This window comes from Plantactinospora sp. CA-294935 (assembly GCF_050936445.1).
Lineage (GTDB): Bacteria > Actinomycetota > Actinomycetes > Mycobacteriales > Micromonosporaceae > Plantactinospora.
The window spans coordinates 2,718,405-2,743,339 of the sequence record NZ_JBNJMU010000001.1; the positions used below are offsets into that span (position 1 = coordinate 2,718,405).

Annotated in this window: 19 protein-coding genes and 1 riboswitch; of the genes, 15 read left to right on the forward strand and 4 right to left on the reverse strand. The window is 72.8% G+C overall.

What is annotated here, in order from left to right:
* Positions 1-56: 56 nt before the first annotated feature.
* On the reverse strand, positions 57-980 hold the full coding sequence (locus ACQEVC_RS12205; RefSeq protein ID WP_432876347.1) for a bifunctional 5,10-methylenetetrahydrofolate dehydrogenase/5,10-methenyltetrahydrofolate cyclohydrolase: 924 nt from the start codon (positions 978-980) through the stop codon (positions 57-59).
* A 26-nt stretch (positions 981-1,006) separates the two neighbouring features.
* A riboswitch (ZMP/ZTP riboswitch) is annotated at positions 1,007-1,094 on the reverse strand.
* Between the two features lie 157 nt (positions 1,095-1,251).
* On the opposite strand from ACQEVC_RS12205, the gene ACQEVC_RS12210 reads away from it, so the two are divergent.
* The gene (locus ACQEVC_RS12210; protein WP_432876349.1) at positions 1,252-2,070 is read left to right on the forward strand and encodes a DUF4230 domain-containing protein; all 819 of its coding nucleotides are present in this window, start codon (positions 1,252-1,254) and stop codon (positions 2,068-2,070) included.
* Positions 2,067-2,960, forward strand: a complete 894-nt coding sequence (locus ACQEVC_RS12215) for a hypothetical protein (protein WP_432876351.1) — start codon at positions 2,067-2,069, stop codon at positions 2,958-2,960. The genes ACQEVC_RS12210 and ACQEVC_RS12215 overlap by 4 nt, the downstream gene beginning before the upstream one ends.
* A 50-nt stretch (positions 2,961-3,010) precedes the next feature.
* On the opposite strand, the gene ACQEVC_RS12220 is transcribed toward ACQEVC_RS12215, so the two are convergent.
* Positions 3,011-3,217: a PspC domain-containing protein gene (locus ACQEVC_RS12220; RefSeq protein WP_318398782.1), complete on the reverse strand. Its 207-nt coding sequence runs from the start codon at positions 3,215-3,217 to the stop codon at positions 3,011-3,013.
* Between the two features lie 363 nt (positions 3,218-3,580).
* Between ACQEVC_RS12220 and ACQEVC_RS12225 the strand changes: the two genes are divergently transcribed.
* From ACQEVC_RS12225 to ACQEVC_RS12245, 5 genes are all read left to right on the forward strand, one after another.
* Positions 3,581-4,951, forward strand: coding sequence for an L-serine ammonia-lyase (locus ACQEVC_RS12225; protein ID WP_318398781.1), 1,371 nt, complete (start codon positions 3,581-3,583; stop codon positions 4,949-4,951).
* Between the two features lie 225 nt (positions 4,952-5,176).
* On the forward strand, positions 5,177-6,004 hold the full coding sequence (locus ACQEVC_RS12230) for an ABC transporter permease (protein ID WP_432876354.1): 828 nt from the start codon (positions 5,177-5,179) through the stop codon (positions 6,002-6,004).
* Between the two features lie 80 nt (positions 6,005-6,084).
* Entirely contained in the window at positions 6,085-6,750 is a 666-nt protein-coding gene (locus ACQEVC_RS12235) for an ABC transporter ATP-binding protein (RefSeq protein WP_432891337.1), read from the forward strand.
* Positions 6,750-8,861, forward strand: coding sequence for a DUF5941 domain-containing protein (locus ACQEVC_RS12240; protein WP_432891339.1), 2,112 nt, complete (start codon positions 6,750-6,752; stop codon positions 8,859-8,861). The genes ACQEVC_RS12235 and ACQEVC_RS12240 overlap by 1 nt, the downstream gene beginning before the upstream one ends.
* 84 nt (positions 8,862-8,945) lie before the next feature.
* Positions 8,946-11,249: a bifunctional glycosyltransferase/CDP-glycerol:glycerophosphate glycerophosphotransferase gene (locus ACQEVC_RS12245; RefSeq protein ID WP_432876356.1), complete on the forward strand. Its 2,304-nt coding sequence runs from the start codon at positions 8,946-8,948 to the stop codon at positions 11,247-11,249.
* A gap of 16 nt (positions 11,250-11,265) precedes the next feature.
* On the opposite strand, the gene ACQEVC_RS12250 is transcribed toward ACQEVC_RS12245, so the two are convergent.
* Positions 11,266-11,631 carry a winged helix-turn-helix transcriptional regulator gene (locus ACQEVC_RS12250; RefSeq protein ID WP_432876358.1) on the reverse strand — a complete coding sequence of 122 codons (366 nt, stop codon included), beginning with the start codon at positions 11,629-11,631 and terminating at the stop codon, positions 11,266-11,268.
* A gap of 87 nt (positions 11,632-11,718) precedes the next feature.
* On the opposite strand from ACQEVC_RS12250, the gene ACQEVC_RS12255 reads away from it, so the two are divergent.
* On the forward strand, positions 11,719-12,822 hold the full coding sequence (locus ACQEVC_RS12255; RefSeq protein WP_432876360.1) for an NAD(P)/FAD-dependent oxidoreductase: 1,104 nt from the start codon (positions 11,719-11,721) through the stop codon (positions 12,820-12,822).
* 69 nt (positions 12,823-12,891) lie between these two features.
* Here the strand turns inward: ACQEVC_RS12255 and ACQEVC_RS12260 are convergent, their stop codons facing one another.
* Positions 12,892-14,547, reverse strand: coding sequence for a glycosyltransferase (locus ACQEVC_RS12260; protein ID WP_432876362.1), 1,656 nt, complete (start codon positions 14,545-14,547; stop codon positions 12,892-12,894).
* A gap of 155 nt (positions 14,548-14,702) precedes the next feature.
* Between ACQEVC_RS12260 and ACQEVC_RS12265 the strand changes: the two genes are divergently transcribed.
* The 7 genes from ACQEVC_RS12265 (at position 14,703) to ACQEVC_RS12295 (ending at position 24,923) form a co-directional block, all read left to right on the forward strand.
* Positions 14,703-16,721 carry a glycosyltransferase gene (locus ACQEVC_RS12265; RefSeq protein WP_432876364.1) on the forward strand — a complete coding sequence of 673 codons (2,019 nt, stop codon included), beginning with the start codon at positions 14,703-14,705 and terminating at the stop codon, positions 16,719-16,721.
* Positions 16,722-16,827: 106 nt separating this feature from the next.
* Positions 16,828-18,144: an ABC transporter ATP-binding protein gene (locus ACQEVC_RS12270; protein WP_432876366.1), complete on the forward strand. Its 1,317-nt coding sequence runs from the start codon at positions 16,828-16,830 to the stop codon at positions 18,142-18,144.
* A gap of 66 nt (positions 18,145-18,210) precedes the next feature.
* Complete coding sequence (locus tag ACQEVC_RS12275) at positions 18,211-19,314, forward strand: hypothetical protein (RefSeq protein WP_432876368.1); 1,104 nt, start codon at positions 18,211-18,213, stop codon at positions 19,312-19,314.
* 50 nt (positions 19,315-19,364) lie between these two features.
* Entirely contained in the window at positions 19,365-19,829 is a 465-nt protein-coding gene (locus ACQEVC_RS12280) for a DUF4442 domain-containing protein (protein ID WP_432876370.1), read from the forward strand.
* Positions 19,830-20,024: 195 nt separating this feature from the next.
* Positions 20,025-21,560: a multicopper oxidase family protein gene (locus ACQEVC_RS12285; protein ID WP_432876372.1), complete on the forward strand. Its 1,536-nt coding sequence runs from the start codon at positions 20,025-20,027 to the stop codon at positions 21,558-21,560.
* 143 nt (positions 21,561-21,703) lie between these two features.
* The gene (locus ACQEVC_RS12290; protein ID WP_432876374.1) at positions 21,704-22,531 is read left to right on the forward strand and encodes an HAD family hydrolase; all 828 of its coding nucleotides are present in this window, start codon (positions 21,704-21,706) and stop codon (positions 22,529-22,531) included.
* 16 nt (positions 22,532-22,547) lie between these two features.
* Complete coding sequence (locus ACQEVC_RS12295; RefSeq protein WP_432876376.1) at positions 22,548-24,923, forward strand: glycoside hydrolase family 65 protein; 2,376 nt, start codon at positions 22,548-22,550, stop codon at positions 24,921-24,923.
* The last annotated feature ends 12 nt before the right edge of the window (positions 24,924-24,935 follow it).

Here is a 24,935-nt window from a genome sequence, read left to right on the forward strand (position 1 = left end):
GGGTCCTCCTCCGGGCTCCTAAACGCCGGCCGCCGTCGATTCGCTGCACCGCGAACCTATCGGTCGAGGTGTTCCGGGTCACCCGTCGAAGCGGTGGACTGCCGCTCGGCCAGTTCGACGGCGTTGCGGAACAGCATCGCCACGGTGGTCGGGCCGACCCCGCCGACCCGGGGCGTGATCGCCCCGGCGACCGACGCGCACGCCTCGTCGAGGTCGGGCAACAGCCGCCGTCCCTGGTAGCGGACCCCGCCGCCGATCGCGACCGCGCCGGGCCGCAGGTGCTCCGGCCGCACGATTCCGGGTACGCCCACCGCGGCGACCACGATGTCGGCCCGCCGGGTGTGCCGCGCCCAGTCGGGTACCCCGGAGTGCACCACGGTCACCGCCGCGTCGGCGGTGGGTCGCTTCTGGCCGAGCAGCAGCGACAACGGGCGGCCCAGGGTCGTACCGCGGCCGAGGACCACCACGTCGCGGCCGGCGACCGGGATCTGGTGGAAGGCGAGCAGCGCCTCGATCCCGGCCGGGGTGCACGGGACCGGGCCGGGCAGCCCGGCGGCGAGCCGGCCCAGGCTCTCCGGGTGCAGCCCGTCGACGTCCTTGGCCGGGTCGATCGTGAGGATCGCCGCCGGGTAGTCCAGGTGGGCCGGAGTGGGGTGCTGCACCAGGATGGCGTGCACCTGCGGGTCCTCGTTGAACTCGCGGATCGCCCGGACCAGGTCGGCCTGGCCGGCGGTGCCGGGCAGGTGGATGTGCGGTGAGGCGAAGCCGAGGTCGGCGGCGCGCCGCTGCTTCATCCGGATGTAGCCGGCGCTGGCGGAGTCGTCGCCGACCAGGATCGTCGCCAGGCTCGGCACGACACCGGTCCGGCGCAGCGCGGCGACCCGGGCGGTGACCTCGGCGAAGACCGCCTCGGCGACGGGACCACCCGGCAGCGGCCGGGCGGTGTGGACCTCGGGGGTACGGGTCTCGGACACGGTCACGGGGCTTTTCCTCTCGACGTGGAAAGCCCCGGCGCCCAGGCGTACGGCGACGGAGTCGAGCCCGGCGCCCGCTTCCCGGTGGTGCTCCACCCGACGCCAGTCACGACCGCCACGGCGAGCCTACCTCCGGCTGTCCCACCACCGCCGGTGATGCCGTCCTGAGCTGGGTAAACGTGAGACCGAGCCGGGTCGGTCGGGCTCGACTCGCGGGTGTCGTACCGGGGCCGTACCGTTTTCCCTAGGTGCTCCTCGACAAGGACGGTGAGGGCGGATGTCCCCAGAAGGCGATGTCAACCAGCCCACGCGTGAGTTCCCCGGCTATGCGAAAGGGCAGGCCACGCCGCCCGGCCCGGCCGACCCCTGGTCCGACGGCGCGGCGGACGGCACCCGCCCGCCCGACACCGACGAGGCCCGACCGGACCGGTCCGAACTGGAGCCGACCGGCGGCAGCCGATGGGGCCGTGGCCTGTTCGTCCTGGTCGGCGTCATCGGCGTGGTCGCCGTGCTGGTGCTCGGCGTGCAGGTCAGCGGGATCCTGCCGGACTGGCGCAACCCGTTCGCCAAGGAGGAGACCGACCGCAGCCAGCCGCCGCTGCTGAAGTCGATCCAGGACCTCAGCCGATACGTCGCGGCCGAGGGCAACTTTGAGGTCGTCGTCGACCTGGAGCAGAACCGCAAGTACGTTCCGGAGTTCCTGCTCGGCGAGCGCACCCTCTTCGTCGGGGCCGGCACCGTCGACGCGTACGTCGACTTCGGTCAGCTCCGCGACGACGCGGTGGTGGCCTCCGCCGACCGGAAGTCGGTGGAGATCAAGCTGCCGGCACCGCAGCTCGGCCAGGTCAACCTCGACCTGGAGCGCAGCTACGTCTTCGCCGAGAAGCGCGGCATCCTCAACCAGCTCGGCGAGGTCTTCGGCAGCGACCCGAACCGGCAGCGCGAGGTCTACCTCAAGGCCGAGCAGAAGATCGCCGACTCGGCCCGGAGCAGCGGGCTCGGCGAGCGCGCCCAGGAGAACACCCGGAAGATGCTGGACCAGATGCTCCGCTCGCTCGGCTACGAGCAGGTCACCATCACCTACGTCCAGCCGTGACCGGCGCGGCCCTGAGCGTGCTGGCGGCACCGTCGGCCGACGAGCCACCACTGCTGTTCGGGGCCGCGATCTGGTCCATCCTGGTCATGGCGGTCGTCCTCGTCGCCAACCTGGTCGTACACCTGCTGCGGAACTGGTTCGGTCCGCTCGACCGGCTGGTCGAGGGGGCCCGGCAGGACGTCTACCTCACCCACGTCCGGGGCCCGGCCGCCGCCGTGATCGTCGCGGCCACCAGCGGGTACGGCATCAACATCGTCACCGGGGACGGTGACTCCCTGCTGGCGTACCTGGGCCTGCTGATGGCGCTGCCGCTGCCGCTGGCCATGGTCATCTGGGCCGGTGTCCGGGCCGTACGCCAGGCCGATTTCGCGCAGGTGTGGCCGCCGGAGTCGATACCGGTCGACGACCGGGTGAAGGTCCGCTACGTACTCCGGCGGGTGCGTGCCGAGGCGGAACGGCTTGCCGGGATGCCGGCCGGGGAACGGGACCGGCTCGGCGCGCTGTTGACGAAACTCACCGACGAGACGGTGCCGGCGCTGCACGCCCGACGCGACCGCGGGCTGCGGCGATGGCTGCGCGACCATCTGGTGATCTCTGCCGGACTCGGCGTGTGGAGCGTGCTCACCGTCGTCGCCGTCGCGGTCGCCCTGGCATCCGACCACGCCGGACCGGGGCGGACCGCCGCGGTCGTCGCCGGGTTCGCGGTCGTGGTCCTCGGCATCCAGGCCGGGCTGTTGACCGTGCTACGCCGGCGGAGCCGGTACCGGTCCGCCCTGCTCGCCGACGAGGTCGAGGCGACCGCCGGTGGCATCCGGCGACGCATCACGGAACAGCGCCTCGGCCTGGGCGGCGGTCCGGCCGACCTGCCCGGGCAGCGTCGGCGGGGCTGACCGCCCGGCCGGCAGCATCGGCGCGGCCGAGCCGGGCCGGTGTGGTCGGGTCAGTGCGCCGCGACGTAGTGGCGGTCCTCGTTCGGCATGATGATCCAGAGCGCCAGGTAGACCACCACCTGCGTGCCGGGCAGCAGCAGCGAGAGGATGAAGAGCAGCCGCATCATTCCGGCGGACATGCCGAAGCGGCGGGCCAGGCCGGCGCAGACACCGGCGATCATGCGGTTGTCCCGGGGGCGGGTGAGCTTGCGGCTCATCGACGTCTCCTCTGATAACGGTGGAACGGGCGGCTGATTCCACGGTAGGAACGGGTGGCTGCGCCGCCCTCGGCCTCCAGACGGATCCGGACACCACGTACCCGTAGGTACTTACCCGGGCGGGGCCGGGCGGACACCCCGGCCCGGTGCCGGCGGCCGGGGCGGGAGTTCTCCGCCGGCCGTCCCGCCCGCCGGCCCCGGGTGACCCAATCAGCCGTGCCCGCCGTATCCCGGTCAGCCACGCGGCCCGGGCCGGCGCCGGGTAGGCTCGCGGACCGGCAGCTCAGGGGCATGCTTGGGGGAACAGCGGCGACCGCCCGGGGGCCAGGGGCCGGCAACGGGGCCGGCCCGGGAGGAGTTTCGATGATCAGCGCTTTCGACCTGTTCACGGTCGGGATCGGGCCGTCCAGTTCGCACACCGTCGGTCCGATGCGGGCCGCCCGGACCTTCGCGGCCGGGCTCAAGGCCGACGGACTGCTCGCGGAGACCGCCCGGGTACGTGCCGAACTCTTCGGCTCGCTCGGCGCCACCGGGCACGGGCACGGCAGTGGGCCGGCCGTACTGCTGGGGCTGCTCGGGGAGGCGCCGGAGACGGTCGACCCGGATCGGGTCGCCGAGACCGTTGCCGGGATCCGGGCCAGCGGCCGGCTGGGCGTACTCGGCGCGCACGAGGTGGACTTCGACGCCGACCGGGACCTGGTGCTGCACCGCCGCCGGTCGTTGCCGTTCCATCCGAACGGGATGACCTTCACCGCGTACGACCCGGCGGGTGGACCGCTGCGGGCCCGGACCTACTACTCCGTGGGCGGCGGGTTCGTGGTGGACGAGACCGCGACCGGCGCGGACCGGATCAAGCCGGACAGCACCCGGGTTCGGCACCCCTTCGGCACCGGGGCCGAGCTGTTGGCCCTGACCGCCGAGACCGGGCTGCCGATCAGCGGGATCATGCTCGCCAACGAACGGTCGTGGCGGAGCGAGTCGGAGATCCGCGCCGGCCTGCTGGAGATCTGGCGGGTGATGCGGGAGTGCGTCGACCGGGGCAGCCGGCGGGACGGGACGCTGCCGGGCGGGCTGCGGGTCCGGCGCCGCGCCGCCGAGCTGCGGCGGAGTCTGGAGGCGGACCCCGGGTCGGCCGACCCGCTGCGGGTGATGGACTGGGTGACGCTCTTCGCGCTCGCGGTCAACGAGGAGAACGCGGCCGGCGGCCGGGTGGTGACCGCCCCGACGAACGGCGCGGCCGGGATCATCCCGGCGGTGCTGCACTACTACACCCGGTTCGTGCCGGGGGCGTCCGAGGAGGGCGTACTGCGTTTCCTGCTCGCCGCCGCCGCGATCGGCGTGCTGTTCAAGGAGAACGCCTCGATCTCCGGTGCCGAGGTCGGCTGCCAGGGCGAGGTCGGGTCCGCCTGCTCGATGGCGGCGGCCGGGCTGGCCGAGGCGCTGGGCGGTACGCCGGCCCAGGTGGAGAACGCCGCCGAGATCGGTATGGAGCACAACCTGGGGCTGACCTGTGATCCGGTCGGTGGCCTGGTGCAGATCCCCTGCATCGAGCGGAACGCGGTGGCCAGCATCAAGGCGATCACGGCGGCCCGGCTGGCGCTGCGCGGCGACGGGAAGCACGCCGTCTCGCTGGACAAGGTGATCAAGACGATGCGGGAGACCGGCGCCGACATGAAGGTCAAGTACAAGGAGACCGCCCGGGGCGGGCTCGCGGTCAACGTCATCGAGTGCTGAGTCGCCGGCTGACCGGCTTTCGGGTGACTGATCGGCCGCCGGGCTGGTAGCCGGCCGTCCGGTGTACGGCGGGCGTCTCCGAGGTGGCGTGCGGACGGCCGTCGGGTAGCGTTGGCACGTTGTCCGGGACGATGCCGTGGCCCGGTCGATCCTTATTTGGGCGATTTTCCCGACTGCTACCCTATGTCGGGCTCGACTGGTCGGACCGTGACGCGGGAGGCGGCTGTGACGTCTGGCGTGCTGGCGGTGTGGTCGCACCGCAACACGCTGCGGCTGCTCGTCCGGCGGGACCTGGCGGTGAAATACCAGCAGTCGGTGCTGGGCTACCTCTGGTCGCTGATCGAGCCGCTCGGCATGGGCGTCATCTACTTCTTCGTCTTCGGGGTGCTCTACCGGTCGGCCACCGACCGGCACCTCGGTGACGCCGCCGACTCGTACCCGCTCTTCCTGATCACCGGCATCTTCGCCTGGATGTGGACCAGTTCGGCGATCGGCGAGGCGACCGCCGCGCTCACCGGGCAGGCCCGGTTGATCACCACGATGAACCTGCCCCGGGAGGTCTTCCCGATCGGCCGGGTCGCCGGCCGGTTCGCCGAGTACCTCGCCGGACTGCCGATCCTGGTCGGCGTCGCGATCGTCTACGCCTCGCTCGACAGGATCGAGCTCGGCTGGTCGCTGCTGGCGCTGCCGCTGGCGGTGCTGATCCAGGCGACCCTGCTGGTCGGGATCGCGCTGCTGCTCTCCTCGCTCAACGTGCTGATGCGGGACATCGAGCGGCTGATGCGGCTGGTCACCCGGGTGCTCTTCTACGCCACCCCGATCATCTATCCGCTCACCCTGGTCCGGGACTCCTCGCTGCCGGACTGGGTCAAGATCGTGTACGAGCTGAACCCGCTGGTCGGGATCTTCCAGCTCCACCACGCGGTCTGGTACCCGGACGAGTTCCCCGACGCCCGGCTGCTCGGGGTGGCGGTCGGCGGCAGCCTGCTCGTGCTGCTCGCCGGCTGGTGGGTGTTCCGCCGGCTCGAACCCGCCGTCCTGAAGGAGCTGTAGTGGCCGGGACGATGGTGCAGGCGGAGGACCTGGGGATCCGGTTCGTCCGGAACCGGCGGCGCAACCTGCGGCTGCGGGAGATGTTCATCCACCGGGGCGGCCGGCAGCCCGCCTCCGGGGTCTTCTGGCCGCTGCGCAACGTCTCGTTCTCGGTCGCGCCCGGCGACACCGTCGGGATCATCGGCCGCAACGGCACCGGCAAGAGCACCCTGCTCCGGCTGATCGCCGGCGTGCTGATCCCCGACGAGGGGCGGATCCGGGTCGGTGGCGCGGTCGCGCCGCTGCTGGAACTCTCCGCCGGCTTCTCCAACGACCTGACCGGGCGGGAGAACGTCCACCTGGTCGGCTCGCTGCACGGACTCAGCCCGAGCTTCCTGCGCCGGCACTTCGACGAGATCATCGAGTTCGCCGGTGAACAGATCGCGAAGGCCATCGACACCCCGGTCCGGCACTACTCGTCCGGGATGAAGGTGCGGCTGGGCTTCTCGGTGATCGCCCAGCTCCAGCATCCGGTGCTGCTGATGGACGAGGTGACGGCGGTCGGTGACGCCGACTTCCGGAAGAAGTGCTACGACACCATCGACCGGCTGATCGCCGAGGGTCGTACCGTGATGCTGGTCTCGCACAACGAAAACGATCTCACCCGGTTCTGTAGCCGGGGACTCTACTTCGACGGAGGACGATTGCGGGTGGACGGCACCATACGCGAGGCTCTTGACGCATACCACGACGTGGTCAGGCCGTGATGCTGGCGATCCTGCTCACCCCCACCCGGCCGGGCGCGCCGCTGACCCGCCCCGACGGGATGCCGCTGGCCGCCGCACTCCGGGAGCAGTTGCGCGCGGCCGGCGCCCGGGACGTCGTCAGCACCGACGATCCGGGCGAGGTCGCCGTGCTGGCCGGCACCGCCCGGGAGCCGGTACTGCTCTGCTCCGGCGACCTGGTCGCGCACACCGCCGTACTCCGGCACCTGGCCAGCAGTCCGATGCCCGGCACGGTCGCCCTGGTGCTGCCCGAGCCGGGCGCCGGCCCGGTCGGCGTGGTCGAGGACCGTAACCAGGTGGTCGCCGCCGGCCCGGCCGGGGAGGCCGGCACCGCCGGGACGCTGACCGCCGCGCCGACCGGTGCCTCCGGCGGAGCGGTACGCGTCGGCGTGTCCGACCTGCCCGCCCTGGTCGCCGCGGCCCGGACCGTCGCCGAGGCGCCCCCCGACCCGACCCCGCTGCTGGACCGGCTACTCGCCGCGCTGACCCGGCCCGGACCGGCATCCGGCACCGGCATCACGATCTTCGCCCACCGGGTACGCCTGCTCGTCGCCCGCCGGGTCGCCGACCAGGCGGCGCTGGCCGAGGCGGAGGCGGCGGTGGCGGCGGTCGACTCCGACCGGGCCGAACTGCGGCTCTCGGTCAAGGAGAAGGACGACTTCTTCACCACGTACTTCGTCAGCACCTGGTCGCCGAAGGTGACCAAGCTCTGCGCCCGGCTCCGGCTGACCCCGACCGGGGTCACCGCGATCTCGGTCGCCTTCGCGCTGGCGGCGGCGGTGCTCTTCGCCGTCGGTGGCCGGCCGGCCCTGGTCGGCGGGGCGATCCTGCTCTACCTCGGCTTCGTGCTCGACTGCGTGGACGGGCAGTTGGCCCGGTACACCCGGCACTTCAGCCCGTGGGGCGGCTGGCTGGACACCATCGCCGACCGGGCCAAGGAATACCTGGTCTACGCCGGCCTCGGCATCGGGGTCGAACGGGCCGGCGGCCCCGGCTGGGCGCTGGCGATCGCCGCGATCACCCTGCAGACCGTCCGGCACATGACCGACACCTGGTACGGCGCGCTGCACGACGAGGCGGCCAAGCGCCCCAAGCAGGTTGGCTCGGGCGGGCTCGGCGACCGGCTCAGCCAGGCGTCGAACCGGGTGCAGGCCGACACCGGCTCGCTGACGTACTGGGCGAAGCGCACCGTGGTCTTTCCGATCGGCGAGCGGTGGGCTCTGATCGCGCTGACCGTGGCGATCTTCGATCCGCTGGTCAGCCTGGTCGCGGTACTGGTCTGGGGCGGGCTGGCGGCGGCGTACACGCTGGCGCTGCGTACCCTGCGGGCCCGGTCGATGCGGGTGGCGGTGCTGACCGGGGTCGACACCACGCTGCACCGCGACGACGGCCCAGCGGTCCGCTGGCTCGCCGCGCTCGGCCGTGGCGCCGGGTTGCCGGGGCCGCTGCCGCTGGCCCTGCTCGGGGCGCTGGCCGGGCTGGCCCTGCTCGGTGCCGGTCTGGCCGGGCTCGGCACCGGGCCGGCGCGCTGGCTGGTGCCGCTCGCGGTGCTGGTGGTGCTGATCGCCGGGCTGCCGGCGGCGACACCGCACGGCGGCGCGCTGGACTGGCTGGTGCCGGCCGCGCTGCGGGCCGCCGAATACCTGCTGGTGATCGGGGCCGGACTGCTGGTCGACGCGGACGGTGCGGTGATCTTCGCGCTGCTCTTCGTGCTGGCGCTGCGGCACTACGACCTCACCGCCCGGCTGGAGAAGCGGGAGCGGGCGCCGCTGATGCACGCGCTCGGCCTGGGCTGGGACGGCCGGCTGCTCCTGCTCGCCGTCGCCGTACTCGTCGGCCCGGTCGCCGGCCGGGGGGCGCTGCTGGTGCTCACCGGCTATCTATCGGCGATTTTCGTAGTGAACGCGCTCCGTGGCTGGGTACCCAGGGACATTCCCGCGCCACGACAGCCGGCCGACGCCGCCGTCGGGTCCGGCGGCCATCCCGCCGCCTCCGACGCGTTCGCGACCGCCGGGGCGGGGGAGGGCCACGCCGCGACCCCGGGGCGACCGGACCGGACCGGGACGCCGGAGCGGCGGGAGTGGGACGGATGACGCCGCCGGCGGGATGACCGGGCACCTGCACGGGCGGCGAGGCGGAAAGGGACGGATGACGCTGCCAGCGGGGGTACGGCGCCGATGGCGCTGATCAGTTTTGTCGTACCGGTCTACCGGGTGCAGGGCTACCTGCGGGAGTGCCTCGACTCGATCCTGGGCCAGCCGGTGGCCGACGTCGAGGTGGTGGTGGTCGACGACTGCTCGCCGGACAGTTGCGGCGAGATCATCGCCGAGTACGCCGCCCGGGACGACCGGATCCGGGTGGTGACCCTGGACCGGAACGTCGGGCTGGGCGAGGCCCGCAACATCGGCCTCGACCTGGCCACCGGCGAGTACGTCTGGTTCCTGGACAGCGACGACTGGCTGGTCGACGGCTGCCTGCCGGCGGTGGCGGAACGGCTGCGCCGAATCGGGCCGGAGGTGCTGCTCGTCGACCACGTCCGGGCGTACTGGGACCACCGGACGCTCGGCAGCGGCCTGGACCGGACGGTGCCGGACTCCGGTGCCGAGGTCTTCGCCGTCCGGGACCGGCCGGAGGTGCTCGGCCTGCTGCACACCGCCTGGAACAAGGTGGTACGCCGCCGCTTCCTGGTCGACTCCGACCTGCGGTTCGGCCCCGGCTGGTACGAGGACGTGTCGTTCAGCTATCCGGTGCTGCTCGCCGCCGGCCGGATCAGCGTTCTGGACGCGGTCTGCGTCAACTACCGGCAGCGGCGTTCCGGCGCCATCACCCGGACCCGGGACGACCGGCACTTCGAGGTGTTTCCGCACTGGCACCGGGTCTTCGAGCTGATGGCGCGCTGGGGACCCGAGTACGACGACCTCCGGCCGCTGATCTTCGAGCGGATGGTCTGGCACTACCTGATCGTGCTGGGCAACGGGCGGCGGCTCTCCCCGGAGCTGCGCCGCAGCTTCTTCGACCAGGTGGTGGCGGACTACCGGCGCTGGCTGCCGCCGGGCGGCTACCGGGTGCCGGGCGGGGTCGACGGGCTGAAGCACCGGCTGGTGGCCGGCGGTCACTGGCGGACGTACGCCGTCCTGCGCGCGCTGCACCACTCCCGGGGCGGGGTCCGGCGACTGGCCCACCGGTCGCTGCCGGAGCTGCCGTCGTCGCGCTCGCGCCGTCCGGCGTCCCCGGCCGCGTTGGCCCGGCTGCCGGCCGTGCTCTCCGGGGCCGCCCGGCTGCCCCGGGACGGGCTGCTCCGCGCGTACTACCACGCGCAGTTGCGCCGTCCGCTCGATCCGGCGCTGGCGCTCTACGCCGCGTACTGGTACCGCGGCTACGCCTGCAATCCGGCGGCGGTCTACGAGAAGGCCCGCGAGCTGGCCCCGTGGATCCGGGGCGTCTGGGTGGTACGCCGGGACCTGGTCTCCAGCCTGCCGCCCGGGGTGCCGTACGTGGTGGCCGGCACCCGGCCGTACTTCCGGGCGCTGGCCCGGGCGAGGTGGCTGGTCAACAACGTGAACTTCCCGGACTACGTGGTCAAGCGGCCCGGCTCCGTGCACCTGCAGACCCACCACGGCACCCCGGTGAAGGTGATGGGGCTGGACCAGCAGCGCTATCCGCGCGGCGCGGCCGGGCTGGACTTCCCCGGACTGCTGCGCCGGATCGACCGCTGGGACTACAGCCTCAGCGCCAACACCTTTTCCACCCAGATGTGGGAACGGGCCTATCCGGCGGAGTACCGGTCCCTGGAGGTCGGGTATCCGCGCAACGACCGGCTGGTGAACGCCGGCCCGGCCGAGGTCGAGACCGTCCGGCGCCGGCTCGGCATCGGCCCCGGCGAGCGGGTGGTGCTGTACGCGCCGACCCACCGGGAGCACCGGCCCGGGTACTCGGCACCGTTCGACCCCGGTGCGCTGCTTGAGGTACTCGGTCCGGCGGGCCGGTTGCTGGTCCGGGGCCACTATCTCGACCCGGACGCCCGCCCCGCCCCGGAGTCTCCGGCCGCCGTCGGCGCGCTGACCGGTGCGGCGGCACTCCCGACCGGCGGCCCTACGACGCCAGCCGGTCCGGACCGGGTACGGGACGTCACGGACCACCCCTCGGTGGAGGACCTCTACCTCGCCGCCGACGTACTGGTCACCGACTACTCGTCCGCGATGTTCGACTACGCCACGCTGGACCGGCCGATCGTGGTGTACGCACCGGACTGGGCCGAGTACCGGGGCGAGCGCGGGGTCTATCTCGACGTGCTCGCCGAGGCACCGGGGGTGGCGGTGACGGGGTTTCCGGAGCTGCTGACGGCGTTCCGGGCGGGTGCGGTGGACGGCGTGCCGGCCACCCTGGCCCGGGAACGTTTCCGGCGCCGCTTCTGCGCGCTGGACGACGGCCGGGCGGCAGAGCGGGTGGTCCGGCGGGTCTTCCTCGGCGAGCCCGACTGAACTGGCCGAGGCGAGGCTAGGACTTCTCGCCGCCGGGCAGGTGCTCGGTGGCCCAGCGGGAGATCTGCTCCAGGGCGGGCATCAACGCCTGACCCCGCTCGGTCAACTGGTAGGAGACCGCGATCGGCGGCCCCTCCCGGACGGTTCGGACGATCAGGCCGTGTTCGGTCAGTTCGGCCAGCCGGTCGGAGAGCACCGAGTCGCTGACCTTGCCGACGGCCCGGGAGACCTCGCGGAAGCCGGCCGGGCCGGCGCGCAGGCTGCCGAGCACCGGGGCGGTCCACCGCTTGCCGAGCACCGCGAAGGCCCTGGCCAGCGAGGCGTCCGCCCGGGCGCAGCCCTCCGGGCCGGGGACCTCGGGGGTCGGCCTGGTCAGCGGCATACCGGAATACTATCGCTTCCGATGGCGCTAGCATTTCAGAAGCGGCTAGCATATGCCGCGCAACTTCTAACTTTTGCTGGGAGCACAATGAGCGAGCAGACCGACCCGCGGCCGAGCGTGCTGGTGGTGGGTGGCGGATATGGCGGGATCAACGCGGCGAAGGCGCTGGACGACGTCGCCGAGGTGACCCTGGTCGACCCGACCGAGGCGTTCACGCACAACGTGGCGGCCTGGCGGGCGCTGGTCGAACCGGAATGGCTGGACCGGATCTTCTTTCCCTACGAGCACCTGCTCAAGCGCGGGCGCTTCGTCCGGGACCGGGTGGTGGCGGCCGACGGCCGGGAGGTCACCCTCGGCTCCGGCGAGCGCCTCACCCCGGACTACCTGGTGCTGGCGACCGGATCGTCGTACCCGTTCCCGGCGAAGGTGGACGAACCCGACCTGGCCACCACGCGGGACCGGATCCGGAACGCGCACGCCGTGCTGCGCGACGCCGAGCGGGTGCTGCTGGTCGGTGCCGGCCCGTCCGGGCTGGAGCTGGCCGGCGAGATCAAGGCGTACTTCCCGGAGAAGCACGTGACCGTCGCGGACGTCGCCTCCGACATCCTGCCCGGCCCGTACGCGCCGGAACTCCGCGAGGAGCTGCACCGCCAACTCGACAAACTCGGCGTCGAGCTGCGGCTCGGCAGCCCGCTGGACCTACCGACCGCCGAACCGGCCACCCGGGCCGCGATCTCGGTCCGCACCGGGGACGGCGACGAACTGACCGCCGACGTCTGGTACCGCTGCTTCGGGGTCAGCCCGGCCACCGGCTACCTGCGCGGGGCGCTCGCCCAGGCCCGCGACGAGCGGGGCTACCTCCGGGTCGACGGCCAGTTGCGGGTCGACGGCCAGGACCGGGTCTTCGCGATCGGCGACATGGCCGACGCCGACCTCAACATGGCCGGTCGGGCGGGCATGCAGGGCAAGCTGATCGGGGCGAACATCCGCGCCATGATCACCGGGGAGGGCGAGCCCGCCGACTACCAGCCGATGCCGCCGGTGATCGTCGTGCCGCTCGGCCCCGAGGGTGGCGCCGGGCAGATGCCCGACGGCGTCAAGGGCCCGGAGGCGGCTGCCGGGATCAAGGGCCGGAGCATGCTGGTCGAGATGTACTCGGCGCTCTTCGACGCCGCTCCCGCACAGGGCTGAGCGGACCGCCGGCAGTCGTACACACGTTCTATCCACAGGCTGTGGATAGAACGTGTGTACGACGGAGGATCATCGGTCGACCGGGGCGGACGGGCGGCGTACCCGCTGCCGGACCCGGTCGGCGGCGAGTCCGGCGTACCGGCCGGCGACGAACCGGGTGGCGGAGGCGAGCGACCGGATGCCGCCGACCGGGATCGTCTCCACCCCGGCCAGTGCCGCCCGCCGGGCCCGCTTGTCCGGCCGGACCACCAGCCGGGGCCGGGGCGAGGACCACTTGTTCTCCGGCAGCAGCCGCAGGTCGATCACCCCGAAGTCGTCGCCGCTGACCCAGCGCCGCCCGGCCACCTCGGCGACCGCCTCGTCGAGGGCCTCGTCGGGCCGGCGTACCCGGAAGGCGCGGCTGAGCGCGGAGGTACGCCAGAGCGACACCCCGTCGTCCGGTGCCGTCGCCCCGATCGGCAGCAGCCGGACCAGACCGACCTGCCACTGGTCGGCGACCGCCACCAGCCGGCGTACGGTGTCGGCGTCCACCCCCAGGTGCGACCCGAGTTCCAGCAGGTACGGCGCCGGGTACGCGGTCGCCGGCGGTTGCCCGGCCAACTCCACCCGGGGCTCCGAGCGGTACGTCGCGGCGAGCAGCCGCAGGTCCAGCAGTGGGTCGGCGAGTACCGAGCGCCGGTCGTCGGTCAGTTCGGCCCAGTCCGCCACCAGCACCACCCGCAGGTCGGTCTGGTCGCCGGCGAGCAGCCGGTCGACGCAGGTGCGGACCATCTCGTACGGCCCGTCGGCCCGGACCACCGCCACCACCAGCGGTACGGCCCAGCTCCGGTGCGCGGCGGAGCGCAGGTAGCGGGGCTGTGGCATCAGGTCGGCCAGGAACGGCCGGTTGTACCGGCGCAGCGCCTCGCCCCGGGCCATCATGTGCGACCGCCCGAGGTGCCAGCTCCGGGCCCGCGGCTCGGGCACGAACACCGCACCCGCCTGGGCCAGCCGGTAGCCGAACTCGGTGTCCTCGCCGAGCCGCAGTTCGGGGTTGAGCCCGCCGGTCTCGGAGTAGAGGCTGCGGGCCAGTGCGGCGGTGGCGCCGACGTGCGCCCGGAAGTTCAGGTGGTCGCCGCCGCGGAGCTGGTCGGTGTCGTCGATGAGGCGTTCGACGTACTCGTGCGGCTCGGAGTCGTCGAGCCGGAAGAGTCGGTCGGCGCCGCCGGCCGCGCAGCTCTCGGCGACCTGTTCCGGGGTGGGCCAGTCGGCGTCGACGAAGCGCTTGTAGCCGAGGGTGACCACCTCGTCGCTGACGTGCTGCCAGCGGGCCTGCGCCGCCACATGTTCGGGAAAGACGACCATGTCGGCGTCGAGCCAGTGCAGGATCTCGCCCTCGCTGCGCTCCGCGCCCACGTGCAGCGCGGTCGACCGGCCCCAGCCGCCCGCGTGGTCGGCGACCCGGAGCAGCCGGCAGTTGTCGGGGCGGATCCGGGGCAGGACCAGCGGCGGGTCGCTGCCGTCGTCGACCACCACCACCTCCAGCAACCCCGACGGGTACGTCTGGGCGCGCAACCCGGCCAGGGTGAGGTCGAGGGAGGGTTGGCAGTCGTGGGCCGGGATGATCAGCGAAACCGACCGGGTCGGCTGCCAGCCGTCCAGCTCGGGTGGGGTGAGTCGACTCCAGTCGTTCCGGAACAACCGGACCGGGGGATGGGCCGTGGTGGCCCGGGCAGGGCTGGACACGCGGCACAGTGTAACTATCCGGTCGCCGAGAGCTGATATCTGCGCGCCGCGTGGCGGGTTTCGGTCGAGATCGGCCGGTCGGTCGACTACCGTAAGTGCCTTCGCGATAGCGCCACGTAGGTTGGCGTCGGTGGTCGGCCGACGAAGGGATCGGCGTGCCAGGCAGGGACGACCCGGAGAAGTACCTCCGCTGGCGGGTTGCCGTCGGCGAACCCGACGGCCGGCGACGGTGGCCGCTGGTCACGCTCGGCTCCCGACTGACCGAGATACCCGGCCCGCCCGGGCCGAACCGGGTGCCCCGGCAGGGCCCGGCGGCGGACCGGGCGGCCGGTGCCGGACCGGCCTGGCACCGGATGTTCGTCGGCCGGATGGCCGTCGCCGCCCGGTCCGTGAACTGGCTGCGGCACCTGCTCGACCACCCGGTCGGGTTGACCCGGGTACGCCGGGTCAGCGTCGTCGTGCAGGACTGGGAGATCCCGCAGCGCGGCTGGTCCGGCCGGCTGGGGCCGGTGCCGCACCTGCTCGCCCAGCGGATCACGCTGCCCCGGCACGACCGGGGCAGGGCGGCGGCCGAGATCGAGCTGCGCTGGTCCGTACCGCTCCGCTCGGTGCTGGCCGCCGTGCTGCCGCTGCTCACCCCGATCCGTCCACTGCCGACTCCGGGCAGCCCGGAGGTGACCGCCCAGGACGTCTTCCCCGGCTGGTTGGGCGCCGGACCCAACCTCGCCGTCGTCGCGGGGGAACTGCCCGGCAACCCGGCCGTCCGGCCGTACGACCTGGTGCTCCGGCCGGACGGCGCCAGCCCGTCGGTGGCCGGGGACCCGGCCGGTACGGCGTACCGGTCCCGGCTGACCGTCGACCGGTTGGGCGTGCCGGACACCGAGGACGGCGGCCGGACCGGGCCGGTACTGCTCGACGCCGAACACGCCGTCCCGGTCGGCCGGTACGGGCCGTTCGGGCCGGACGCGCCCCGGGCCGAGCTGAGCTTCTCCCCGGGCCCGGACGGCGGGAGCTGGCGGATCCGGGGACCGGACGGGCTGGACTGTCAGGGTCGGCTCGACCGGCCGTGGCTGACCGAGCGGACCTGGGCGGCGCTGGCCGGGATCGGGCTGCTCGACTGCGCGGTGCCCGGGCTGCGGCCCCGGGCCGAGGCCGCCCTGCTGCTGCACCTCGCGCTGACCGGCGTACTGGTGCGGGCGCCCGGCCTGCCGGTCTCCTGCCGGGCGCAGTTGGCCGACGAGGTGGTCGAGCTGTTCCGTGCCCCGCTGCCGGCCCGCCCGACCGACCGGCCCGACCCGCAGACCGAGCTGGAGTGGGAGGCCCGGGCGGTACGCCAGCGCCGGGCGGTGCTGCGCCGGCACGCCCGGGGCTTCGCACTGCCCCGGTTGGCGGCGGCCACCTTTGCCGGCCTCGGCGCGTTGCCGCCGGTCTCGGTGCTGCTGGTGACCCGTCGGCTGGAGCACGTCCTCGACGCGGTCGCGACGGTCGCGGCGCAGAGCTATCCGGAGCTGGAGATCGTGCTCTGCCTGCACGGCGTGGGGCTGCCGGTCGGGCTGCGCCAGCGGCTGGCCGACTGCGGGCGGCCGGTCGAGGTCGTCGAGGTGCCGGCCGGGCAGAGCTTCGGCGAGGCGCTGGTCGCGGCCACCGCCCGGGCCCGGGGCACCCTGGTGACGAAGTTCGACGACGACGACACGTACGGGCCGGAGCACGTCTGGGACCTGGTCCTCGCCCGGCACCACTCCGGCGCGACGATGGTCGGCAAGGCGGCCGAGTTCGTCTATCTCGGTGCGCTGGACACCACCGTACGGCGGGACGCGGGGGCGCCGGAGAGCTTCGCCCCGGTCGTCGCCGGCGGCACGATCCTGATCGGCCGGGGCGACCTGGCCGAGGTCGGTGGTTGGCGCCCGGTGCCGAGTTCGGTCGACCGGGGGCTGATCGATCGGGTCCGCCGGGCCGGTGGGTTGGTCTACCGGACCCATCCACTCGGCTACGTCTATCAGCGCCGGCCAGCCGGACACACCTGGGACCCCGGACTGGAGTACTTCCTGCGGGACAGCGGCGTGCAGTGGACCGGGCTGCCCCGGCACGGTGAATTCGGCACCTCCGGCACCGAGCCGGTGCCGTCGACCGGCCGGTGGAAGTTGCATCAACAGAGGTCAAATCGAGTCTGGTAACCGTCATGTCACAACGTGAACATGGCACGTTTACCCGATGGGCTTCTGTGATGATCCTCGTCACAGTCATTCCCGGGGCCGGCCATAACGCTGCGGGGAGGTGACGGTGACTACCGTCGCGCTCAAAGACGTCACGAAGGTATTCCCGGATGGGACAGTGGCGGTCGACAACGTCAGTCTCGACGTCAACGACGGCGAGTTCATGGTGCTGCTCGGGCCTTCGGGCTGCGGAAAGTCCACCGTGCTCAGGATGGTCGCCGGTTTGGAGGACCCGAGCACCGGCGCCGTGCTGCTCGACGGCGAGCTGGCGAACGACCTGCCACCGCGGGACCGCGGAATTGCCATGGTCTTCCAGGATTTTGCGCTCTATCCGCATATGTCGGTAGGAGCGAACATTGCCTTCCCGCTCCGGCTCTCCGGCGTGGAGGAAGGACCGCGCGGTGAGCGGGTGGCCGACGTGGCGAGTGCGCTCGGCATCGCCGACGTACTCGGCCGCAAGCCCAGCCAACTCTCCGGCGGGCAGCGGCAGCGGGTGGCGATGGGCCGGGCCATCGTCCGGCGTCCCGGGCTGTTCCTGATGGACGAGCCGCTTTCCAACCTGGACAGCGGCCTGCGGGCCGAGCTGCGGGCCGAGATCTCCGGACTGGTCCGCGAACTCGGGGTGAGCACCATCTACGTCACCCACGACCAGGCCGAGGCGCTGACCATGGCCGACCGGGTGGCGATCATGCGCAAGGGGGTCCTCCAGGACGTCGGGACCCCGACCCAGGTCTACGGCCGGCCGGCCACCCTCTACGTCGCCGCGTTCCTGGGCAGCCCCCGGATGAACCTGCTGGAGGCGACCGTCTACGTGCACCTCGACCGGTACGTCACGCTCAACCTCGGCGAGCAGGCGCTCTATCTGCCCTGGGACGACATCCGGGCCCGGGCGGTGGCGCACTACCACGGCGAGCGGATCGTGGTCGGGATGCGGGCCGAGGCGCTGACCCCGGTGGCTCCGGACTCTCCCGGCGACGTGTTGCAGGGGCGGATCCGATACCTGGAGCACCACGGGCACGAGTCGCTGGCGTTTCTCGACATCGGGGCGACCGCGATCGTCGTCGACGACCTGGGCGGCCCGGTGACCGACGAGCGTCCGGCCGGAGGGGGCCGAGGGCTCCGGCGGCTCGGCCAGGTGATGCAGCGGCTGACCGGGCGCGCCGTCGGGTCGGGTCAGCCCGCCCCGGAGGCCCGGGGCACCCGGGGCACCCGGGACAGCGTGCTGGACCCGGGTCGGCACCACCGGCGCCCCGCCGAGCTGGCGGTACGGCTGGCGCCGTACCCGGCGGTCACCTCCGGCCACCCGATGGCCGTCTCGGTACGCATGGACGCGGTGCACTTCTTCGACGAGCGCGGCGACCGGATCGACGTGGGGTGGCGCTGACCGCCCTCCGTCCCTTAGCGTCTGTCGATTCCTCCATCCGTGGTGGTCCCGTTAGGAGAGCCGCTCGTGTCACAGGAACGACCCAACCTGCTCGTGATCGAGCGGATCCTCCGTGACCGGCACAGCGTCTGGCAGCAGATCGTCGAAGAGCGCGACCTGGGCGCGCTCACCGGCCAGATGCTGGCCAGTTCGGCGATCGCGCTGGCCTGCTACGGCGCCGTGCTCGGTGCCTTCCACAGCGTGCTGATGGCGCTGACCTCGGCGGTGAAGCTGCCGCTGCTGTTCCTCGTCACGCTGGCCATCTGCCTGCCGACGCTGTACCTGTTCAACCTGGTCTTCGGGGCCCGGCTGTCGGTGCGGCAGGCCATCTCGATGGTGATGGTGGCGATCACGGTCATCTCGATGCTGGCGGTGGCGTTCGCGCCGATCAGCCTCTTCTTCCTGATCACCGCACCGGATTACGCCTTCTTCAAGCTGCTCAACGTGGCGATCCTGTCCCTGTCTGCCCTGGTCGGGCTGCGCTTCCTGACCGGTGGCATGCAGGTACTCAACGCACACGGCCTGCTCGCCCCCACCGCCGCCACCACCCTCGGCGCGACCGCCGTCGGCCAGCCGGCCGCCGCCATCAGCGCCGGCCAGCCGCTGGTGACCGCCCCCGCCCAGGGCAGCGCCTGGGCGGCGCCCCAGCCGGTGACGGCGCCGCAGCAGGTGCCGGTCGCGGTCGGCGCGGTGAACGGCGAGACGCCAGCCCCGGCGACCACGGCCAACGGGGACGGGCAGGCCACACCCGTCCAGCCGGCTCCGGCCACGCCCGCCCAGCCGGCGGTCGCCACGCCGGCTCCGGCTGCCGTGCCGGCGGCTCCGGTGCAGATGGTGCCCGCTCCGGCCCAGCCGGTCCCGGGGCAGTTTCCGGCGCAGTACGGCTACCGCGCGGCGAACCCGTATCCGATCGGCGGGCCGGGTGCGCCGCAGCCCCCGTCCGGCGGCCCCCGCCCGGCGAGCATGACCCTGCTCTACATCTGGATCCTGCTCTTCGGGTTCGTCGGCACCCAGTTGGCGTGGACGCTGCGGCCGTTCTTCGGCGACCCGGAGCAGCCGTTCGCGTTCTTCCGCAGCATCGACGGCAACTTCTACGCGGAGATCCTGCGTAGCCTGGGCAGCCTCTTCTGAGGCCGCCCGGGGCCTTGCCGACACAAGTTACCAACGAGTAGCGTACGGCCATGTCTCCCGACGTACGGCAGATCGCCGCCGGCCTGCTCGAGGCCGTACCGTTCGCCCGGACTCTCGGCTTCGAACTGGTCGAGGTGACGCCGGACGGGGATGGCGGGATCGGTGCCGTCGTCCGGCTGCCCGACTCGCCGCCGACGCACAACCACGTCGGCGGCCCGCACGCCGGTGCGCTGTTCACGCTCGGCGAGACCGCCTCCGGTGCGGTGGTGCTCGCCGCCTTCGGCCAGCTCTTCGAGCGGGCGGTGCCGTTGGCGACCCAGGCGGAGATCCGCTACCGGCGGCTGGCGATGGGCGCGGTCCGGGCGACCGCGCGGCTGGGCCGCCCGGTCGCCGAGGTGGTGGCCGAGTTCGAGGCCGGTACCCGGCCGGAGTTCCCGGTGTCGGTCGTGGTCAGCACCGAGGACGGCGTACCGACCACCGAGATGACCGTGCACTGGACGCTCAAGCCGCGCTGACCGCGCGGCTCCCGTCGGGGCGGGTTGACCAGTCCCGACAGCCGATCTGTCGCTCCGTCCGGCCGGGTCCCGGCTCCCCGAGGAATCCGTCCGGGTCTCCCTGAACCGTCCCTGACTTCCGGCGCCCGGCATGGACGACGCCCCGATATGAAGGAAGGCTACATGTAGCCAACTGAGATATTGGGAGGTATCGCAATGGCCGGCGAGGGATCGCGGCGGTGGCTCCGGGTACTGCTCGGAGTCTTCTCGGTCGTACTGCTGCTCTGCGGAATCGGCACGGCGGTCGGCACCTGGGTCTGGACCCGGGGCGTCGTCGACACCCGGGGAGAGGTGGACTTCGTCAACCGGCTCGCCGTACCGCCGCTGGCGCAGTCGCGGATCGACGGCCAGGGGCGCCGGGTCTTCGACCTGCGGGCCCAACCCGGCCAGCGCGACTTCGGCCAGGGCGGTCCGACCGCCACCTGGGGCTTCAACGGCGACTACCTCGGTCCGACCCTGCGAGCCAAGCGCGGCGAGCAGGTGGTGGTCAACGTGGTCAACGGGATCGGCCGGCCGACCAGCGTGCACTGGCACGGCATGCACCTGCCGGCGGTGATGGACGGCGGCCCGCACCAGATGGTCCGGCCCGGCGCGACCTGGTCGCCGCAGTGGAAGGTCGACCAGCCCGCCGCCACGCTCTGGTACCACCCGCACCCGCACGGCGAGACCGCCGAGCAGGTCTACCGGGGACTGTCCGGGATGTTCGTCCTGGACGACGAGCCGTCGGCCGCGCTGGCGCTGCCCCGCCGGTACGGCGTCGACGACATCCCGGTGATCGTGCAGGACCGCAAGTTCACCTCCGACGGGCGGCTCGACGAGGGGAACGCCAGCCTCGGCGGGATCGGCATCCTCGGCGACACCCTGCTGGTCAACGGGACCGTCGGGCCGTACCTGGACGTCAGCACCGAACGGGTCCGGCTGCGGCTGCTCAACGGCTCCAACGCCCGGACGTACGACTTCGGGTTCGCCGACAACCGCGCCTTCGACCTGATCGGCACCGACGGCGGCCTGCTGGAACGTCCGCACCGGACCGGCCGGATCCGGCTCTCGCCCGGCGAGCGGGCCGAGGTGGTGGTGTCGATGCGGCCGGCGGAGCGGGTGGTGCTGCGCAGCTACCCGCCGAACCACGGCGTCGAGTTCTTCGGTGGCCGCTTCACCGGCGGTGACGACACCTTCGACGTACTCGAACTGCGGGCCGCCGGCAGCCTCGCGGCGGCACCTGAGGTGCCGGACCGGCTGGTACCGGTCGAGCGGCTCGACCCGGCCTCGGCCGCGCAGACCCGCCGGTTCCGGCTGAACGGACGCAAGATCAACGGTCGGGACATGGACCTGGACCGGATCGACTTCGCGGTCACCCGGGGCAGCACCGAGATCTGGGACATCGAGAAGCAGGACGCCACGCCGCACAGCTTCCACGTGCACGACGTGCAGTTCCAGGTGCTCTCGGTGGACGGTCGGGAACCACCGCCGGAGCTGGCCGGCTGGAAGGACACCGTGCTGGTCAGCACCGTCGACTCGCTACGGATCATCGCCCGGTTCGCCGACTACGCCGACCCGAACATGCCGTACATGTTCCACTGTCACCTGCTCCAACACGAGGACCAGGGCATGATGGGGCAGTTCGTGGTGGTCGAGCCGGGCCAGCGACCGGGGCGACCACCGGGTGGGCACGGGCACGCCCAGCACCGGTGAGCGATCGGGCTCCCCCGGATGGCGCGAGTCGCCGGGCGGAGCCCGTCGGCCCGGCGTCCTCGCCGGGCGGAGCCCCTCGGCGCATCGGCGTGGCCGAACCGGAAACCGTGCCGCGCGATGCCTTCCCGGTTAGGTTGTTAGGCGTGTTGGGCCTACCCGCGCACGTGACCGCCTGTCTCTTCGACCTCGACGGCGTGCTGACCCAGACCGCCCGGGTGCACAACGCGGCCTGGGCGGAGACCTTCGACGAGTTCCTCCGGCGGTGGTCCGAGGCGACCGGCGAGCCGTTCCGGCCGTACGACCCCGGCGACGACTACAACCGGTACGTCGACGGCCGTCCCCGGGCCGACGGGGTACGGACGTTCCTCGCCTCCCGGCAGATCACCCTGCCGGAGGGCGAGCCGGACGACCCGCCGACCGTCGACACCGTCAACGGGGTCGGCAACCGCAAGAACGTCGTCCTGCTCCAGCGGATCCACGACGACGGTGTGCTGGCGTACCAGGGATCGGTGGACTACCTGCACGCCGCGCGGGCCGCCGGGCTGCGCCGCGCCGTCGTCTCGGCCAGTGCCAACGCCAGGGACGTGGTCGCGGCGGCCGGCCTCGAACCGCTGATCGAGGCCCGGGTGGACGGCGTCGTCGCCCGGCAGCGCGGGCTGCGCGGCAAGCCCCATCCGGACACCTTCCTGGCCGGCGCCGAACTGCTCGGGGTCCGCCCCGACCAGGCTGCGGTCTTCGAGGACGCGCTGGCCGGGGTGGCGGCGGGCCGGGCCGGCAACTTCGGCCTGGTGGTCGGGGTCGACCGGGTCGGCCAGGCCGACGCGTTACGCGAACACGGCGCCGACATCGTGGTGCGTGACCTCTCCGAACTACTTCCCGGCGGACAGACCCGGCCGGGACGGGCCGATCCGACGGACGCCGGCCTCGGCGGTGCCGGAACGGCGGACGCCGGGCCGGAGGTGGTCCGGTGACTGCGAGGAGGCGCCGATGATCCGGGAACGGGCCTATCCCGTCGAGCCGTGGCACGTCCGGGAGACCCGGCTCGACCTGGACGTGCTCGCCCAGTCCGAGTCGGTGTTCGCGCTCTCGAACGGGCACATCGGGCTGCGCGGCAACCTGGACGAGGGCGAGCCGCACGGCCTGCCGGGGACGTACCTGAACTCCTTCTACGAGCTGCGGCCGCTGCCGTACGCGGAGGCGGGCTACGGCTTCCCCGAATCCGGCCAGACGATCGTCAACGTCACCAACGGCAAGCCGATCCGGCTGCTCGTCGACGACGAGCCCTTCGACGTCCGGTACGGCGAACTGCTCAGCCACGAGCGGGTGCTCGACCTGCGCGGCGGCACCCTGCAACGGTCGGTCGAGTGGCGCTCCCCGGCCGGGCGTACGGTGCGGATCTGCTCGACCCGCCTGGTCTCGTTCACCCAGCGCTCGGTGGCGGCGATCGAATACCGGGTGGAGCCGGTCGACGGCCCGATGCGGCTGATCATCCAGTCCGAACTGGTCGCCAACGAGCAGTTGCCGGCGCAGAGCCGGGATCCCCGGGTGGCGGCGGTGCTGGAGTCGCCGTTGCAGTCCGAGGAGCAGTTGGTGCACGGCGACGGGGCGCTGCTGATCCATCGCACCAAGGCGAGCGGGCTGCGGGTGGCCGTCTCGATGAGCCACGAGGTGCACGGACCGGAACGCAAGCTGGTCGGCACCGAGGCGTACGAGGACTGGGCCCGGACAACCGTCACCTCGGTGATCAAGCCGGGTGAGGAGCTCCGGCTGGTCAAGTTCGTCGCGTACGGCTGGTCGAGCCGCCGGTCCCGCCCGGCGCTGCGCGACCAGGTGGCGGCGGCGCTGGCCGGCGCGAAGTTCTCCGGCTGGGACGGGCTCTGCACCGAGCAGCGCGGCTATCTCGACACCTTCTGGGACGACTCCGACGTGCGGGTCGAGGGCGACCCGGAGGTGCAGCAGGCGGTCCGGTTCGGACTCTTCCACGTGCTTCAGGCCGGCGCCCGGGCCGAACTGCGGCCGATCGCCGCCAAGGGGCTGACCGGGCCGGGCTACGACGGGCACGCGTTCTGGGACACCGAGACCTTCGTGCTGCCGGTGCTGACCTACGCCCTGCCGTCGGCGGTCGCCTCCGCGCTGCGCTGGCGGCACTCCACCCTGCACCTGGCCCAGGAGCGGGCCCGGACGCTGGGGCTGCGCGGCGCCGCGTTCCCGTGGCGGACCATCCGGGGCCAGGAGACCTCGGCGTACTGGCCGGCCGGCACCGCCGGGTTCCACATCGCGGCCGACATCGCCGACGCGGTACGCCGGTACGTGCAGGCGACCGAGGACGAGCAGTTCGAACGCGAGGTCGGGCTGGAACTGCTGGTGGAGACGGCCCGACTCTGGCGCTCGCTCGGGCACCACGACCGGGACGGCCGGTTCCACCTGGACGGGGTGACCGGGCCGGACGAGTACACGGCGGTGAAGAACGACAACGTCTACACCAACCTGATGGCCCAGCGGAACCTGCTGGCCGCCGCCGACGCCGCCGCCCGGCACGGCGAGGAGGCCTGGAAGCTGGGCGTCGACGACGAGGAGACGGCCGCCTGGCGGGACGCCGCGCACGACATGCACATCCCGTACGACCCGGAGCTGGGCGTGCACCCGCAGGTGGAGGGCTTCACCCGCCACCAGGAGTGGGACTTCGCGAACACGCCGCCGGAGCAGTACCCGCTGCTGCTCAACTATCCCTACTTCGACCTGTACCGGAAGCAGGTGATCAAGCAGGCCGACCTGGTGCTGGCGATGCACTGGCGCGGCGACGCGTTCAGCGACGAGGAGAAGGCGGCCAACTTCGCCTACTACGAGCGGCGTACCGTCCGCGACTCGTCGCTGTCGGCCTGCACCCAGGCGGTGCTGGCCGCCGAGACCGGGCACCTCGAACTCGCGCACGACTATCTGGGCGAGGCGGCCCTGATGGACCTGCACGACCTCAACCAGAACACCCGGGACGGCGTGCACGTCGCCTCGCTGGCCGGGGCCTGGATCGCCCTGGTGGCCGGGTTCGGCGGGATGCGCGACCACACCGCGACGCTCTCCTTCACACCCCGGCTGCCGAGCCGGATCGACCGGTTGGAGTTCTCGCTCCGCTACCGGGGCGTGCACCTGCGGGTCGACGTCCGGCCGCGCGAGGCGACGTACGCGCTGCGCGACGGCGAGCCGGACGACGCACTGGAGCTGCTGCACCATGGCGAGAAGGTCCGGATCACCTGCCTGGAGTCGGTGACCCGGCCGATCCCGCCGGCCCGCCCGACGGGTCCGCAACCGGCCCAGCCGGCCGGCCGGGCCCCCGCCCGCCGTGCCCCCGAAGGCGAGCCCACCTGACCACCGGGCCGG